17 protein-coding genes are annotated in these 15,724 nt (G+C 36.1%); 3 read left to right on the forward strand and 14 right to left on the reverse strand.

Annotated elements, in window-relative coordinates:
• Nucleotides 1-23 precede the first annotated feature (23 nt).
• Nucleotides 24-1,379, forward strand: coding sequence for a sodium-dependent transporter (locus KE503_RS03545; RefSeq protein WP_212384495.1), 1,356 nt, complete (start codon nucleotides 24-26; stop codon nucleotides 1,377-1,379).
• Nucleotides 1,380-1,488: 109 nt separating this feature from the next.
• Here the strand turns inward: KE503_RS03545 and KE503_RS15040 are convergent, their stop codons facing one another.
• From KE503_RS15040 to KE503_RS03590, 9 genes are all read right to left on the reverse strand, one after another.
• Nucleotides 1,489-1,623, reverse strand: coding sequence for an AAA family ATPase (locus KE503_RS15040; RefSeq protein ID WP_212384519.1), 135 nt, complete (start codon nucleotides 1,621-1,623; stop codon nucleotides 1,489-1,491).
• A 6-nt stretch (nucleotides 1,624-1,629) separates the two neighbouring features.
• A complete protein-coding gene (gene nadC / locus KE503_RS03555; protein ID WP_022374407.1) occupies nucleotides 1,630-2,487 on the reverse strand; it encodes a carboxylating nicotinate-nucleotide diphosphorylase in 858 nt (285 codons plus the stop codon).
• Nucleotides 2,459-3,760, reverse strand: coding sequence for an L-aspartate oxidase (locus KE503_RS03560; RefSeq protein WP_212384496.1), 1,302 nt, complete (start codon nucleotides 3,758-3,760; stop codon nucleotides 2,459-2,461). The genes nadC and KE503_RS03560 overlap by 29 nt, the downstream gene beginning before the upstream one ends.
• 35 nt (nucleotides 3,761-3,795) lie before the next feature.
• Nucleotides 3,796-4,704, reverse strand: a complete 909-nt coding sequence (gene nadA, locus KE503_RS03565; protein WP_117944066.1) for a quinolinate synthase NadA — start codon at nucleotides 4,702-4,704, stop codon at nucleotides 3,796-3,798.
• 219 nt (nucleotides 4,705-4,923) lie between these two features.
• Complete coding sequence (locus KE503_RS03570) at nucleotides 4,924-6,240, reverse strand: RNA-binding domain-containing protein (protein ID WP_212384497.1); 1,317 nt, start codon at nucleotides 6,238-6,240, stop codon at nucleotides 4,924-4,926.
• Nucleotides 6,241-6,632: 392 nt separating this feature from the next.
• Entirely contained in the window at nucleotides 6,633-7,175 is a 543-nt protein-coding gene (gene rbr / locus KE503_RS03575) for a rubrerythrin (RefSeq protein WP_008393445.1), read from the reverse strand.
• A 63-nt stretch (nucleotides 7,176-7,238) separates the two neighbouring features.
• The gene (locus KE503_RS03580) at nucleotides 7,239-7,601 is read right to left on the reverse strand and encodes a desulfoferrodoxin family protein (protein WP_212384498.1); all 363 of its coding nucleotides are present in this window, start codon (nucleotides 7,599-7,601) and stop codon (nucleotides 7,239-7,241) included.
• A 38-nt stretch (nucleotides 7,602-7,639) separates the two neighbouring features.
• Entirely contained in the window at nucleotides 7,640-7,795 is a 156-nt protein-coding gene (locus tag KE503_RS03585) for a rubredoxin (RefSeq protein ID WP_008393447.1), read from the reverse strand.
• A gap of 156 nt (nucleotides 7,796-7,951) precedes the next feature.
• Nucleotides 7,952-8,389, reverse strand: a complete 438-nt coding sequence (locus tag KE503_RS03590) for a class I SAM-dependent methyltransferase (RefSeq protein ID WP_212384499.1) — start codon at nucleotides 8,387-8,389, stop codon at nucleotides 7,952-7,954.
• A gap of 86 nt (nucleotides 8,390-8,475) precedes the next feature.
• On the opposite strand from KE503_RS03590, the gene KE503_RS03595 reads away from it, so the two are divergent.
• Nucleotides 8,476-8,835, forward strand: a complete 360-nt coding sequence (locus KE503_RS03595; protein ID WP_117944059.1) for a putative signal transducing protein — start codon at nucleotides 8,476-8,478, stop codon at nucleotides 8,833-8,835.
• Nucleotides 8,836-8,947: 112 nt separating this feature from the next.
• Here the strand turns inward: KE503_RS03595 and xylB are convergent, their stop codons facing one another.
• On the reverse strand, nucleotides 8,948-10,417 hold the full coding sequence (xylB, locus tag KE503_RS03600; RefSeq protein ID WP_212384500.1) for a xylulokinase: 1,470 nt from the start codon (nucleotides 10,415-10,417) through the stop codon (nucleotides 8,948-8,950).
• A 187-nt stretch (nucleotides 10,418-10,604) separates the two neighbouring features.
• Here xylB and KE503_RS03605 point away from each other — a divergent pair, with 187 nt between their 5' ends.
• The gene (locus KE503_RS03605; protein WP_117944055.1) at nucleotides 10,605-11,516 is read left to right on the forward strand and encodes a nucleotidyltransferase family protein; all 912 of its coding nucleotides are present in this window, start codon (nucleotides 10,605-10,607) and stop codon (nucleotides 11,514-11,516) included.
• A gap of 110 nt (nucleotides 11,517-11,626) precedes the next feature.
• Here KE503_RS03605 and KE503_RS03610 read toward each other — a convergent pair whose 3' ends face one another.
• From KE503_RS03610 to KE503_RS03625, 4 genes are all read right to left on the reverse strand, one after another.
• Entirely contained in the window at nucleotides 11,627-12,028 is a 402-nt protein-coding gene (locus KE503_RS03610) for a 3D domain-containing protein (protein ID WP_022374416.1), read from the reverse strand.
• 270 nt (nucleotides 12,029-12,298) lie between these two features.
• Nucleotides 12,299-13,123 carry an Mrp/NBP35 family ATP-binding protein gene (locus tag KE503_RS03615; RefSeq protein WP_022374417.1) on the reverse strand — a complete coding sequence of 275 codons (825 nt, stop codon included), beginning with the start codon at nucleotides 13,121-13,123 and terminating at the stop codon, nucleotides 12,299-12,301.
• A 2-nt stretch (nucleotides 13,124-13,125) separates the two neighbouring features.
• Nucleotides 13,126-13,785, reverse strand: coding sequence for a ribulose-phosphate 3-epimerase (rpe, locus tag KE503_RS03620; protein ID WP_212384501.1), 660 nt, complete (start codon nucleotides 13,783-13,785; stop codon nucleotides 13,126-13,128).
• A 135-nt stretch (nucleotides 13,786-13,920) separates the two neighbouring features.
• On the reverse strand, nucleotides 13,921-15,561 hold the full coding sequence (locus KE503_RS03625) for a Na/Pi cotransporter family protein (protein ID WP_022374419.1): 1,641 nt from the start codon (nucleotides 15,559-15,561) through the stop codon (nucleotides 13,921-13,923).
• Nucleotides 15,562-15,724: the final 163 nt, after the last annotated feature.

Consider the following 15,724-nt stretch of genomic DNA (forward strand, 5'->3'; position numbering starts at 1 on the left):
TATGAAAGAAGGTACTTTATATTATGAGTAATGAAAGAAATGGCTTCTCCAGCCGCTTAGGATTCGTCCTCGCAACGGCCGGATCTGCCGTAGGTCTTGGAAACATCTGGAGATTTCCATACCTCGCTGCCAAATATGGTGGAGGAACTTTTTTATTGACTTATTTAATCCTTACTTTAACGTTTGGATTTTCATTAATGATCACTGAAGTTGCATTAGGAAGAAGAGCTGGAACCAGTGCGATCCGTGCATTCGGACATTTCAATAAGAAATACACATTTATCGGTTATCTTACAACACTGATCCCATTTATCATTTTCCCTTATTATTGTGTGATCGGTGGATGGGTAACAAAATATGCACTTGTTTCTATTCAAGGTGGTATCCACGATGCTGCTTCTGATACATTTTTTACAGGATTTATCAGTAAATCTGCAGAGCCTATGATCTGTGTTCTTGTATTTTTGATCGTTACTACTTTAGTTGTTGCTGGTGGTGTCAAAGGTGGTATTGAACGTGTCAGCACGATTATGATGCCGGTACTGATCGTCTTACTGATCGGTGTATCCATATTCTGTATTACAAGACCAGGTGCTATGGCCGGAGTTGCATATTATATCAAACCAAACTTAAAAGATTTCAGTCCAACAACGATCTTAGCGGCACTTGGACAGCTGTTTTACTCTATGTCACTTGCCATGGGTATCATGGTAACCTTTGGTTCTTACATGCCAAAGAAATCCGATCTTGAAAAATCTGTAACACAGGTTGAGATCTTTGATACCGGAGTTGCTTTCCTTGCAGGACTTATGATCGTTCCAGCTGTATTTATATTCTCTAACGGAGATTCTTCTATGCTTGCGAAAGGACCATCTTTAATGTTCGTTATGCTTCCTAAAGTATTTAACAGCATGGCATTTTCAAGCATTATCGCAGCTGTATTCTTTATTTTAGTGTTACTTGCAGCACTTACTTCTTCAATTTCGCTGCTTGAGACACTCGTCGCAGTACTGATGGATAAGTTCCATATGAAACGTGGTACTGCCTGCATTACGATGTTTATTGTTGCTCTGTTACTAGCAGTTCCATCTTCTTTAGGATTTGGAGCATGGAGCAATATTACGATCCTTGGATTTGATTTCCTTGATTTCTTTGATTTTATCAGTAATAGTGTATTAATGCCGATCGCTGCATTCTTAACATGTATCTTTGTTGGTTATATCATCAAACCAAAAGAGATCATTGATGAAGTTGAAAGTTCTGGAGAATTTAAGAGAAAACCTTTATTCCTTGTTATGGTTAAGTATATCGCACCTATTTGCATTGTTGCTATTTTGGTGTTCTCTGTACTTGAAGGACTTGGATTTATCACAGTCTAAAAAAATAAATACCTCATGGAAACGCGCTCATACGGTTTCCATGAGGTATTTATTTTTTCCTGGAGTTCACTGGCGAAATTTATGTGTTGTTTGATAAGATTTTTACTTCTTAAAAATTATTTATTCTTTTTCCATCCATTTCATCGCAACATCTTTCCAGAAATTCCTGTATCATCAATGTTTTATCCACAAAGTAATAGTTTTCTTGTATTAATTTAGGAAAACTATTGGTCCCTATAGGTATGGCTTTTTATTCTACCGGATGTAAATTCTTCAATGAAATGTCCATAATAGGCGCTGAATGTGTTAACGCTCCACAAGATACATAGTCAACCCCAATCTCACGGATCGTCTTTAAACGTTCTTTTGTAACGTTTCCGGAACACTCTGTCTCGGCTCTTCCGTCGATCAGTTTGACTGCTTCTTTCATTGTGTCATCATCCATGTTATCTAACATGATGATATCTGCTCCTGCTTCTACGGCTTCTTTTACCATGTCAAGATTCTCTGTCTCTACTTCGATCTTTCTGACAAATGGTGCATAGTCTTTCGCCATAGCAACCGCTTCTTTGATTCCACCTGCTGCTCCGATATGGTTATCTTTCAGCATAACTCCATCAGATAAGTTATAGCGGTGATTATGTCCTCCACCAACTGTGACTGCGTATTTTTCAAATGGACGCATATTTGGTGTTGTCTTTCTTGTATCTAATAACTTTGTTTTATATCCTTCTAATTCTTTAGCTAATTCACTTGTCATTGTTGCGATACCACTCATTCTCTGTAAGTAGTTTAATGCAACACGTTCTCCAGATAAAAGGGCACGGATATCTCCTTTGACAACTCCCATCAGCTGTCCTTTGGTTACTTGATCTCCGTCTTTTAATTCTGTCTCAAAAACAACAGTATCATCTAAAAGTTTAAAAACTCTCTCAAATACTTCTAATCCACAGATGATCCCATCCTGCTTACAGATTAAATTCACTTCTCCCTGTTTTGGTTCTGGCATCACTGCGTTTGTGCTGACATCTTCCTGTGTGATATCTTCTTTTAATGCATTCATCAGATATTCATCGATGTTAATTTTCATCGTTACACCACTGATCATAAAAACTTCTGTCCTTTCGTTTGATTTCATCAAGAACAAGCTGTTCATTCTCTTTTTCACGCTGTTCTTCATTCTTATACTGACTTAAATCTACTTCGACTGTCTCGGCTTTTGATGGATGTTCTGTGATGTCTTTCGCTGCTGCCTTGGCAAATACAAGTGATTCCAGTAAAGAGTTACTTGCCAGACGGTTTCTTCCATGAACTCCATTACAACTTGTCTCACCAACTGCATATAAATGATCCATAGATGTCTTACTGTCTAAATTAACCTTAATTCCACCCATAAAATAATGTTGTGCTGGTGTTACTGGAATTGGTTCTTTCGTCATATCATATCCTTCATCTAAACACTGTTTGTAGATATTAGGAAATCTATGTTTGATCCTCTCTCCGTCTAAATGTGTCACTGTAAGATACACATGATCGCTTCCGTCTTTCTTCATCTGTTTACAGATCTCACCTGTTACAACATCTCTTGGCTGTAATTCATCTGTAAAACGTTCTCCATCTTTATTTAACAGGTAAGCCCCTTCTCCTCTGACTGATTCAGAGATTAAGAATCTTCTTCCTGGCTTCTTTGAATAAAATGTTGTTGGATGGATCTGGATATAGTTAATATTCTCCAGTGTCACATTATGACGCAGACAAATAGCCAGACTGTCTGCTGTCAGATGTCTGAAGTTTGTGGAATGTTTAAATAATCCTCCCAGTCCTCCAGTTGCAAGAACTGTATCTGGAGCTTCGATCGTATCGAAATTACCATCTTGATCTTTATATACGATACCTTTACATTCTCCATCTTTCTCAATGATATCGATCATCATACAGTTTTCCATGATCGTGATATTATCGCGTTTCTTTGCCTCTTCGTATAAATGGCTTGTGATCTCTTTTCCTGTCAGGTCTTCGTGATGAAGTATGCGGAATGTAGAATGTCCACCTTCTCTTGTAAATTCGATCTCTCCATCTTTCAGGTCAAATCTTACACCAAAATCTTTCAGATCCTGAATGATCTGTGGTGATTCTTTGATCATCTTCTCGACGGCACCTTTGTCGTTCTCATAATGTCCGGCCTTCATAGTGTCTTCGAAATAAGAATCATAGTCTTCTGGATTCTTCAATGCAGAGATTCCACCCTGCGCTAAGAAGGAGTCACTCTCCTCAACTGTCTTCTTAGTAATAACGATTACTTTGTAATCCTGTGGAAGAAATAATGCATTAAATAGTCCTGCCGCACCGCTTCCTATAATGATCACATCTGCTGTTTTCATAATTCTCTTTGTCCCTTTCTTAGAACTTTCTTGTCTTACTGTGCGATTCTTAACATCTCGTCTAATGCTTTCTTAGCATTTAATCGCAGATCTTCTGGTAATTCTACCTGATTCTTCATGTCTCTTAATGTGTCTCTTACATTCTCTAAACTGATACGCTTCATATTTGGGCAGAACTGACGATGTCCTACAGAGTAGAATGTCTTTCCTGGATTCTTCTGTTTTAATTCATATAAAACACCCATCTCTGTACAAATGATAAATACGTCCTTATCAGATGCTGTTGCGTAATCAATGATTCCTGATGTACTTCCTACATAATCTCCTAAAGCAACAACGTCTGGTGTACATTCTGGATGTACTAAAACTTCTGCTTCTGGATGTACTTCTTTGGCTTTCTTGACATTCTCAGCTGTGATACTTCTATGTACATGGCAGAATCCATCATTGTAAATGAAGTTCTTCTCTGGAAGTTTGCTTCCGATATAACGTCCAAGATTCTCATCTGGTACGAAGAAAATATTCTTCTGTGGAAGTGCTGTTACAACTTTCAGTGCATTGGATGAAGTTACACAGACATCAGAATGTGCTTTGATCTCTGCTGTAGAGTTAATATAACAGACAACAGCAAGATCATCATATTTTTTACGCATCTCTTCAATCTTCTCTACATCAACCATATGAGCCATTGGACAGTCTGCCTTCTGGTCTGGCATGATAACTGTTCGGTCTGGATTTAAGATCTTGGCACTCTCACCCATGAAATTTACTCCTGCAAAACAGATCACATCTTTAGATTCTTTTAATGCAACCTTTGCAAGGTAGTAAGAATCACCAACATAATCAGCAATCTCCTGAACCGCATCGTCTACATAATAATGTGCTAGTAAAACAGCATTTCTTTCTTTTTTTAATTGTTCGATCTCTTTTTTTAAATTTTCCATCTTTCTCTCCTTGTTATTAATTTTTAATATACCACGACCACCCCTTCTGTTCAAGTATTTGTGATGTTTTTATATGATAAATACCAGTGATTTTACCTCTTTTTCAGATGCTTCAATCACTGGTATTATTATAAATTCTATTTATTTTATATGGTCACTATATATTTTCATATGCATTTGCTGTTTTCGTCCGATCATATCTTGTACATTGTCTCGTAATTATTTTTTCACATAGCATGTGTTCTTTCCTCTGTCTCTCTGCATGATCAATCCTTTTTTAACCATCTGCTTCAAAATCCTTCCACTCGTTGTCTGACTGATTCCTAATCTTTCCTGAACTTGTTTTCTTTGAATTCTTTTTTCTTGATCGATCATTTGCATGATCTGTGTTTCTTCGTCTTCTGGTTGTATATGTGTATGGTATTGCAGTTCTTCTCTTAATTCTGCCTGTGCATTTGTGTTTGGTAATATGATCTTAAATACATTATTACTGACTTTGATCTCTGGTTTTATAAACTGATCTTGATAAGCATTCATGATCTTTTGTATTCCTGTTCCATAAGCTTCGATCAATTCTAAACGATAAAAAACATTCGCTAATTTTTTATTCCTGCATACAGAAATCCCCATCATCACATCTTCTAATGTAACTCCTGTTACCAATCCCCCAATGGATGTGAATTCTAACCGATCTTCGTACATACTGATCAGAATACTAGAACTATATCCGTAATCTCTGTGTACAAGACAGTTTAGCAATGCTTCTCTTACTGCTACTTCTGGATAATCTCTATTATCAATTCGATAAAGTTTTTCAAAAGTTGAATGTGTTTGATTTCTGAAGTCAATGTAATCATATACTGCTTCCATTTGTGCAAATAGTGATCCTGTAAATTCTTTTCTATCTTTAAATATATTTTGATTCTTTCCTTCAAAAACTGCTGTTTTAATCGTATGCACGCATTGGTCTGAAAGTAATAAAGCAAGATTCGTATAAATTCCATCTTGGTTTATAATTCCTAAAGTTTTCATCTGTGGCTGTTCTAATGTGATGTTTCTCTTTTGGAATTCTTTTTTTGTTTCGCAAAAAGTCAATTCTTGATCTAATGATCTCATATCTTCAAAATGATCACCATCTGTTTCTTTAATCATCTTTCTAATAGCTGTATCCGTTGCTGGGACAGAAGAATATCCTTGTCTTACATATACGCCTTCTGGTCTTAACCCTTTCTTCGCTATATAGTATGGGCGTTCTGTTCCTCTTTGAATATCTATGATCACAACTTGTTTTTGTTCTATCTCTTTTGTCTCATAATGCAAGAACATGGTTAAATCTGGTTTAATCGCATCTCTAACCATATTGCTTACTTGCAATGCTACACTGTCTGAATCTTCTACTCCGATAACTGTCCCATCATCTTCAATTCCAATATAGATTTTTCCTCCATCACAATTGGCAAATGCTATGATTTCTTTCTTGATGTCTGTGACTACAATGGATTTGAATTCCGTTCTCTCAGATTCTTGTAACTTCATGAAAAACCCTCCTTGAAATTATTCTGTCTGTTCTTTCTAACTTTATTCTAACCATTCTAACCATTCTTGTCAATTATAAATCACAGTGTTTGTATGCTGTACTGTATTGATTTTTTACTTTCATCCTATGTTAATAAATACAAAATCATCAACCAATACCACACAACATACATACTGTATAGTGGTTTGAATCACGTAAATTATTTGAATATTATAAAAAGAGATCATGTGTCGGCAACCGTACGGACACGTCTGCACTTAGCGAGTGGATGGTCGTTAGACCATTCAGGATCTTAGTACAGCTACGTGGGAGTCCGAACGCAAGTGGGTTGCAGACACATAATCTCTTTTTATAATATTCCACCAATAATTTCCGTCTTCAAACTACAAATTTAATAGTTCTCTTCATGCACTTCAAAATAGCTCTGTGGATGTGCACACACAGGACATACTTCCGGTGCTTTTGTTCCAACTACGATATGTCCACAATTACGACATTCCCATACTTTCACTTCACTTTTTTCAAATACCTGTGAAGTTTCGATATTCTTAAGAAGTGCACGGTATCTTTCTTCATGATGCTTCTCAATCTCTCCGACTGCTCTGAATTTTGCTGCAAGTTCTGGAAAACCTTCTTCTTCTGCAGTTTTTGCAAAACCTTCATACATATCTGTCCATTCGTAATTTTCACCTTCAGCTGCTGCAGCAAGATTTTCCTTTGTATCTCCAATTCCTGCTAATTCTTTAAACCACATCTTGGCATGTTCTTTTTCATTATTCGCTGTCTTAAGGAATAGTGCAGACATCTGCTCGTATCCTTCTTTCTTTGCAACAGATGCGAAATAAGTGTACTTATTTCTTGCCTGTGATTCTCCTGAAAATGCTTCTAATAAATTCTTCTCTGTCTGTGTTCCTACATATCTATTACTTCCCATGATTCTTCTCCTTACTGATTCCTTTACAATCACTTTATATATTTCCCTAGAAATTGATAATTTCTATACTTCAGATTTCCATAATCCATGCAGATTACAATACTCATATGCTGCTATGAATTCATCTCCTTCAGCTAACATAAATACTGCCTCTGGTTTATCCCCTGGTGCAAATTTATGTAGCTGCCCACCATTCTTTGTTTCAATATATACTCCCATAATATAATGTTCTGGAAGCATTGGATGCTCTACGGAAGATACAGCTACTGTAATCTTATTTCCTTCCTGTGTCACAACGGGTACATGTTTCTCTACTGCAGCATCTGTTGTGTTTGCTTTTAAACTTTTTAAATTCTCTATGGAACTTCCTGCTCCAAATACTTCTAATAATACTGTTTTGTCTTCTGAACGATAAAATTTAGCCATAACTTCTTCTCCCTTCTACTACAATATATCTATAAAAATTATTCTTTTGAAAATTGATCTTTCCCTACAAAACATAATGGACATTCAAAATCTTCTGGAACATCTTCCCATTTTGTTCCTGGAGCGATTCCTCCTTCTGGATATCCTTTTTCTTCATCATATTCCCATCCACATACATCACATACGTATTTCATAGATTTGTCCTCCTTGTTTATAAATTAGTAATGATTACTGTTATTATATTTATATAATAATATAGGCGAGAAAAAATGTCAATAAAAATTTTAATTTTGTGTGTATGGAAAATAGTATTGGATAGGAATTAAGGTTTTCTTGTTATCTTATTTCAGTCACATATACGAAAGACTACCGTCGCAAATCAAAATTTCACCTTTTCTTAATACTCGATACGCATTATCAAAAAAGTCTTGTGGATTAGGGTAATGATGAAAACTATTTGTACAAATGATTACATCAAAAGATTCATTTTCAAATGGAATTTTTTCACAATCTCCAACTACGAAATTTGTATTTGGCAGATTCTTTTCTTTTGCTTTTTTGATCATTTCTGGTGTTAGATCTAATCCTGTATATAGTTTATCTGGATATTTTTCGCATAGGATTTCAATCATTGGTCCTGTTCCACAGCCACAGTCAAGGACATCTTTGAATTTTTTGTTTTTTAATTCTTTTAAAACTTTTGGATAATCATATTTACACATTTCATAAATTCCTGATTTACCAGAATCGTAGATTTTTGCTGCTTTTGTGAATTCCTTAATGGACATTTAATAGTAACCTCTTGTATAATACTAATATATAATTATCAATATACAAAGTTACTGAACATTCAAACAATAAGGAGGTAACAATTATGGCAGGTAAGATTACAAAAGTATTTAACGCAGCTGATCAGATTCAAGCCGAGGTGATTCATGATCATTTAAAGCAAAATGGAATTGAAAGCATGTCCAAACAGCCTGGAACAGGAGAATATATGAACATTGCGATGGGGTATTCTGTTTATGGAACGGATATTTATGTCCGGGAAGATCAGAAAGCAAAAGCTGAAGCTTTGATCAATGAATTATTGTATGATAGTGACTACGACACATCAACTGATGAAGAAATTAAATTGCCTTGGTGGCAGAATAAAGCGATCGTTGCAAAATGTATTTTAGGATTTTTTGTACTTGTCATTATTGTTATGATTGCAAATCAGATTTTACAATAAAATGATAGATTTAAAAAAGAACAGATATGTTTTAGAATTTATTGAAATCCTTATGCATATCTGTTCTTTCTTATGATTCATTATTTATATTTCGTTAATTGTTGCCTTATGATCAGTCAAATTTCTGAAATACATCCTTAAGTGCCGGATATATCTTTCTAAATTGCTGATACTTTGCCTCATACTTCGTAACAAGCTCCTCGTCAGGTTCCACCGTATCCACAACTTTCACAAGCTTGTCAGCTGCTTCCTGTACGCTTTCGTATTCTCCGCATCCAACGGCTGCAAGCATTGCTCCTCCATATCCTGGACCTTCTTCGCTTTCAATCACGTCAACTTTCAGGTTCATTACATTCGCAATGATCTTCTTCCATAATGGACTCTTGGCTCCGCCGCCACAGATCTTTGTACGTTCAATCTTGATTCCAAGGCTTCTTGCAACTTCTAGAGAATCACGCAATCCAAATGCAACTCCTTCTAACACTGCCTGTGTCATTTCTTCTCTTGTTGTATCCATGGACATTCCAATAAATGTTGCTCTGGCTTTTGGATCGTTGTGTGGGGACCTTTCTCCCATAAGGTATGGAAGATAGAATACATGGTTTTCTCCAAGCTTTGTGATGCCTTCTTGTTCTTTGCTGTATTCTTTTGTCTTTAAGATTTCATCCATCCACCATTTGTTGCAGGACGCTGCGCTTAACATACATCCCATCAGGTGATAATATCCGTCTGCATGATCAAAGGAATGCAGGGCATTATTGGAATCTACGCCAAATGTCTTGCTGGAAATGAAGATCGTTCCAGATGTTCCAAGAGAAATGTTGCACATTCCATCTCCGACGGTTCCTGTTCCTACCGCTGCTGCCGCATTGTCTCCAGCTCCTGCGATGATCTTGACTTCTTTGGATAGTCCAAGTTCATTTGCAATATCTTCTTTTAACGTTCCGACTACTTCATAACTTTCAAATAATTTTGGAAGTTGTTCTTCACTGACTCCACAGATTTCCAGCATCTGTTTTGACCAGCATTTATTTTTGACATCTAATAATAACATTCCTGATGCATCCGAATAGTCCGTACAAAATGTTCCAGATAATTTATATGCCAGATAGTCTTTTGGCAACATGATCTTTTGGATCTTATTAAAATTGTCTGGTTCATTTTCACGCATCCACAGGATTTTTGGTACTGTAAATCCTGCGAAAGCAATATTGGCTGTGTATTCGGATAATTTGTCTTTTCCGATCTCATTATTTAAATAATCTGTCTGTTTCTGTGTACGTCCGTCATTCCATAGGATCGCAGGACGGATCACATTATCATTTTCATCTAGGACTACGAGTCCATGCATCTGTCCTCCAAAACTGATTCCTGAAACCTGTGACTTATCGCATTCACTGATCAGTTCTTTAATTCCTTCCATTGACTGTGTGTACCAGTCTTCTGGTTTCTGCTCGGACCATCCTGGATGTGGAAAATACAAGTCATATTCTTTGGAAACGATTTTCTTGATTCCGCCTTTTTCATCCATTAATAATAATTTGACTGCAGATGTCCCGAGGTCTACACCAATATACAACATAAAAGTCCTCCTATTTTATACCCAGAATTTTTTTCATGCATTATCTTATAACAAAATTATACAATAAATTCTGCGTATCTGAAATATGTATTTGTCCATTCTATCTCATTATTTTTTCTTTCTCTTTCCATCTATTACATCTTGCGTTATACTTATTTTAGTTTAAAAATTAGAAGGGAGTTTTTTCATGAAAAAACCAGCATTAGTAATTCTGGCTGCCGGTATGGGAAGCCGTTATGGAGGATTAAAACAGATGGACCCTATGGATCCGATGGGACATGCGATCATTGATTATTCAATCTATGATGCAAAACGTGCAGGATTCGGTAAGGTTGTCTTTGTCATAAAGAAAGCAATTGAGAAAGACTTTAAAGAAACTATCGGAGCACGAGTTCCAGAAGGAATGGAAGTATGTTATGCATATCAGGAAGTTGATGCATTACCAAAAGGTTACAATGTACCAGAAGGACGTGTAAAGCCTTGGGGAACTGCACATGCTGTTTTATGTGCGAAGCCATTTATCAATGAACCTTTTGCCGTGATCAATGCAGATGACTATTATGGAGTGGATGGATATAAAGTAATGGCTGATTTCCTTACAAGCCACGAAGAGGAAGACGGAAAAGCACCATTTGCAATGGTGGGATATCATCTTGGAAATACTGTGACAGAGAATGGTTATGTATCAAGAGGTGTCTGTGAAGTCGATGACAACCACCAGTTAGTTTCTATTACAGAACGAACACATATTGAAAAACGTGAGGATCACGCAGAATTTACAGAAGATGATGGAGCGACTTGGACATCACTACCATTTGATACTTTAGTATCTATGAACTTCTTTGGATTCCAGCCTATGATCATGGATGAGTTGGAAAAAGGATTTCCTGCTTTTCTTGATAAAGCGATTAAAGAAAATCCATTAAAGGGTGAATATTTTATTCCTAGTGTCGCAAGCGATTTGCTTCATAGTGGAAAAGCATCCTTAGAAGTTCTTGTATCGAAAGATCAGTGGTATGGTGTTACATATCCTGAAGATAAGCAAAGTGTCATTGATGCTTTAGCAAAATTGAGAGATGATGAGGTTTATAAGTTTTAATTTATCTTCCGTTAACGAATATAAAAATATCAGCCAGCTTCGTGTGGAATTATCTTTCCTGCCAAGCTGGCTGATATTTTAACGCTATATATTTTATTATCATTCGTATATTATTTTACCTTATAAACTTTAACACCTTTTTTCTTACCGAACTTCATTGTCTGTTTATGTGAACTAAAGAATACATCAATATGTTTTCCTTTTACTCCACCACCAACGTCTTCGGCTACATATGTTTTTCCTTTGATTTTTACTTTTGTTCCTAATTTAATCTTTCTTCTATCTACAGCAATGGTTCTTCCCTGTTTTGCTTTCTTTCCGGAGGCTGTTCTTGTTCCCCATTTTCCACTGCATTTCTTACATCCACAGTAGGCTGTTAATTTATATTTTCCTAAATACTGTACTTTGTTACTTTTTGCTTCTGTTGAAGTTGATCCTGTAAAGATAAATCCTGATGCTACTACCAGCATTGTGATTACTACTAACAATTTCTTCTTCATGACTTTCAGCATATAAACCTCTTTCTGTGCTCAATAGTTTCTTAAACTTCGAAACATTTTTGTAACAATTTCGAAATCTATGTTTCATACTTTACTGCATATATGTAAAAATGTCAACCTTTGCATTAAAAAAAGAACAATATATTTACAATATTTGTAATTTGGTTGTTACAAATATATTGAGGTACTTATGAACTCTATATATAATAGAGTATAGAAACAGTACAAAAAAAGAAGGCATAAATTACATAAATCTATGCCTTCTCTGTATTCACATACTTCTTATAAAATGATGTCCATGACGCCATCAAGATAGATATTCTCTACATCTTCGATCAGCCCTGCATCGCATGCTTCTGTTAGTTTTGGATCGATTGGCAGTTTGCCTAGCACTGGGATATCAAATTTCTCTGAAATCTCTTCAATATGGCTGTCCCCAAATACTTTGATCTCTTTGCCACAGTCTGGACATTTGATGTAACTCATATTCTCAACAAGTCCCAGCACTGGTACATTCATCATATTGGCCATATTCACAGCTTTCTCTACGATCATTCCTACCAGCTCCTGTGGTGTTGCAACTACAACGATTCCATCTAATGGAATAGACTGGAACACTGTTAGCGGAACTTCTCCTGTTCCTGGTGGCATGTCTACAAACATAACGTCAATGTCTTTCCATAATGTCTTACCCCAGAACTGTTTGACAACATCTGCTACAACGGGTCCTCTCCAGATAACTGGCTGTGTCTCTTCTTCTAACATCAGATTCAGAGATACAACTTCAATTCCAAAATTAGTCATTGCTGGAAGAATAATTCCTTCTGCATTACCTAGTAATCTTTCATGAAGTCCAAATGCCTGTGGGATTGATGGTCCTGTTACGTCTGCATCAAGAATTGCTGTGTGCAATCCCTTTCTCATTGCTGCTACTCCTAAAAGAGAAGTTGTCATTGATTTACCTACGCCACCTTTTCCACTGACGATACCAATAACTTTCTTTACTTTACTTTCTCTATATAATGGTTCAAGAAAATCTGTCTTCTCCTGTGTTCTGCTTGAACAGTTTGAACTACAACTGCTGCAGTCATGACTACATTCACTCATTTTTATTGTGCCTCCATAGCTTTTAAAATTTCTTTTGTGCTGGATGCGATGTCTCCGTTAAATACGGCTGATCCTGCAACGAAAACATTTGCTCCACATTCTTTTACATGTGCAATATTCTTCGCTGAAATTCCACCATCTACTTCAATATCAATATCCAGACCTTTTTCTGTGATGATTTTTCTTAATTCTTTAATCTTATCATCCATTTTATTGATATAAGACTGTCCGCCATAACCTGGGTTAACTGTCATGATCAGGACCATGTCGATATCTTCTAATACATAATCTAATGCAGATAATGGTGTTGCTGGATTTAAGGATACTCCTACCTTCAATCCTTTTGCTTTTACCTGCTGAATTGTTCTGTGAAGATGTTTTGTTGCTTCTGCATGAAGTGTGATCACATCTGCTCCAACTGCTGCAAATTCATCAATATATCTTCCTGGCTCTTCAATCATTAAATGCACATCAAACACAGCATCTGTAACTTTGCGAAGAGACTTGATCACAGGAAATCCTAATGAAATATTAGGTACAAACATTCCATCCATAACATCAATGTGTACCCATTTTGCACCTGCTTCTACAGCTTCTTTCACATCAGCTCCAAGATTTGCAAAATCTGCTGACAAAATTGATGGGGCTAAAATATAATCCATAACTCTTTTCTCCTTTACACACCTGTTTTCAACGCTCTTTTTAGTATAACGTATTGTTTGAAACAAGTCTAGTTACTATAAAAAAAAAGAACCTTCTTAATTTAATAAGAAGGTCCTTCTTTATGAATTTGCTTTCTATCCTCGTTCGATGATCTTAGCCATCTGTTTCGCAACATTCCATGCATGATCTCCGATACGCTCAAAGTCTGTTAACATCTCTGAGAAAATAATACATGCCTCGTCGTTACATTCTCCTTTATTGATACGTTCCAAATGACTTTCATAGAACTCTTCTGTCTTCTGATCAATAAAGTTTTCTGAATCATGAACTTTCTGAAGCCATGCCTGTGTATCATCCGGTTTCTTGGAAATATTATGGAACATCTTTTCACAGATCATTTTCATTTCTTTCATCTGTTGTTTTGCTGAATCTGAAAAGACGATCTGTTTTTCTTCAATCAGCTTTGTGTAATCGCAAATATTAACTGCATGATCTCCAATTCGTTCAATATTGCTTGTCATATCAAGATAAGATCCAATATTTTTTGAAGCTTTTACATTCGCCTCATGTGCCATCATTTTTGCTGCCGCTCTTGAAATTTCTTTATTCAGATAATCAATATAATCTTCTCTCTTATCTACATCATCTAACGATTTGCTGCTTCCTGCTAAAAATGCATCAAAACTTTCATCTACATTAACTCTTGCCATCTCAAGCATTCTCTGAATCTCATTTCTTAGGTTCTGTAAGTTGATCGCTGATGTACCGAACGTTGCATCAACTCTTGTATCAACAGATTTGATGTATTTTAAATGTTTGTGATGTTCTTTTTCTTCCTCTTTCTCTGGAAGGATCTTTGTTGCAAGTTTTGCAAGATAATTTCCAAATGGAATCAGAAGGATTGTTGTACTGATATTAAATAATGTATGCATATTCGCAATCTGTTTTGTAATACTGCTTCCACTAAATGCTGCCACATAATCTGTGATTGGTGTGATCAGACATAGCACTGTAAAGATTGCTGTTCCAATGATATTGAAACTTAAATGGATGATCGTTGCTCTCTTTGCACTTCTCTCTGTTCCAATGGATGCTAATATTGCTGTGATACATGTACCAATATTCTGTCCAAATAATACAAATGCTGCATCATGGAAACTGATAATTCCACTTAATGCCAGTGCCTGTAAGATACCTACAGATGCAGAAGATGACTGGATCACTGCTGTAAAGATCATACCTGCAATGATTCCGATCAATGGATTTGAGAATCTTGTCATAAGGTTGATAAATGGTGGATACTCACGAAGTGGTACCATTGCATCTCCCATCATATTCATTCCGACAAATAAGATACCAAGTCCTGCGATGATTTCCCCAACAAACTGTACTTTTTCATTCTTTGAAAATACAACAAGTGCTACACCAATAAACGCGATCAATGGTGCTAAAGCCCCAACGTCTAAAGCAATTAACTGTCCTGTAATTGTTGTACCAATATTAGCTCCCATGATGATCCATACTGCCTGATTTAATGTCATCATTCCAGAATTTACAAATCCTACGACCATAACTGTTGTCGCTGAAGATGACTGGATCACAGCTGTGATCAGAGCTCCTACGATAATTCCTAAAAATCTGTTAGATGTCAGTTTTTCCAAAATGTCTTTCATTTTATTTCCAGCAACGGATTCCAGTCCGTTACTCATCATCTGCATACCATAAAGGAATAATGCTAATCCTCCTAGCAGACCTAAAATGTTTGTACTGCTCACTTTTCTTTCTCCTTTTGTTGTTTTACATTTTTTTCACTTATTTTTTACAACAGTTTTATTTTAACTTATTTTCAAGTTGAGTAGTGTTAAATCTATGTAAAATTTTAATTGCATGGACTGCGCAGCTTGAAAACTTTATCTTTGGCATCCTTTTATATCAGCT

This window comes from Anaerostipes sp. Marseille-Q3525, assembly GCF_018223505.1.
Lineage (GTDB): Bacteria > Bacillota > Clostridia > Lachnospirales > Lachnospiraceae > Anaerostipes > Anaerostipes amylophilus.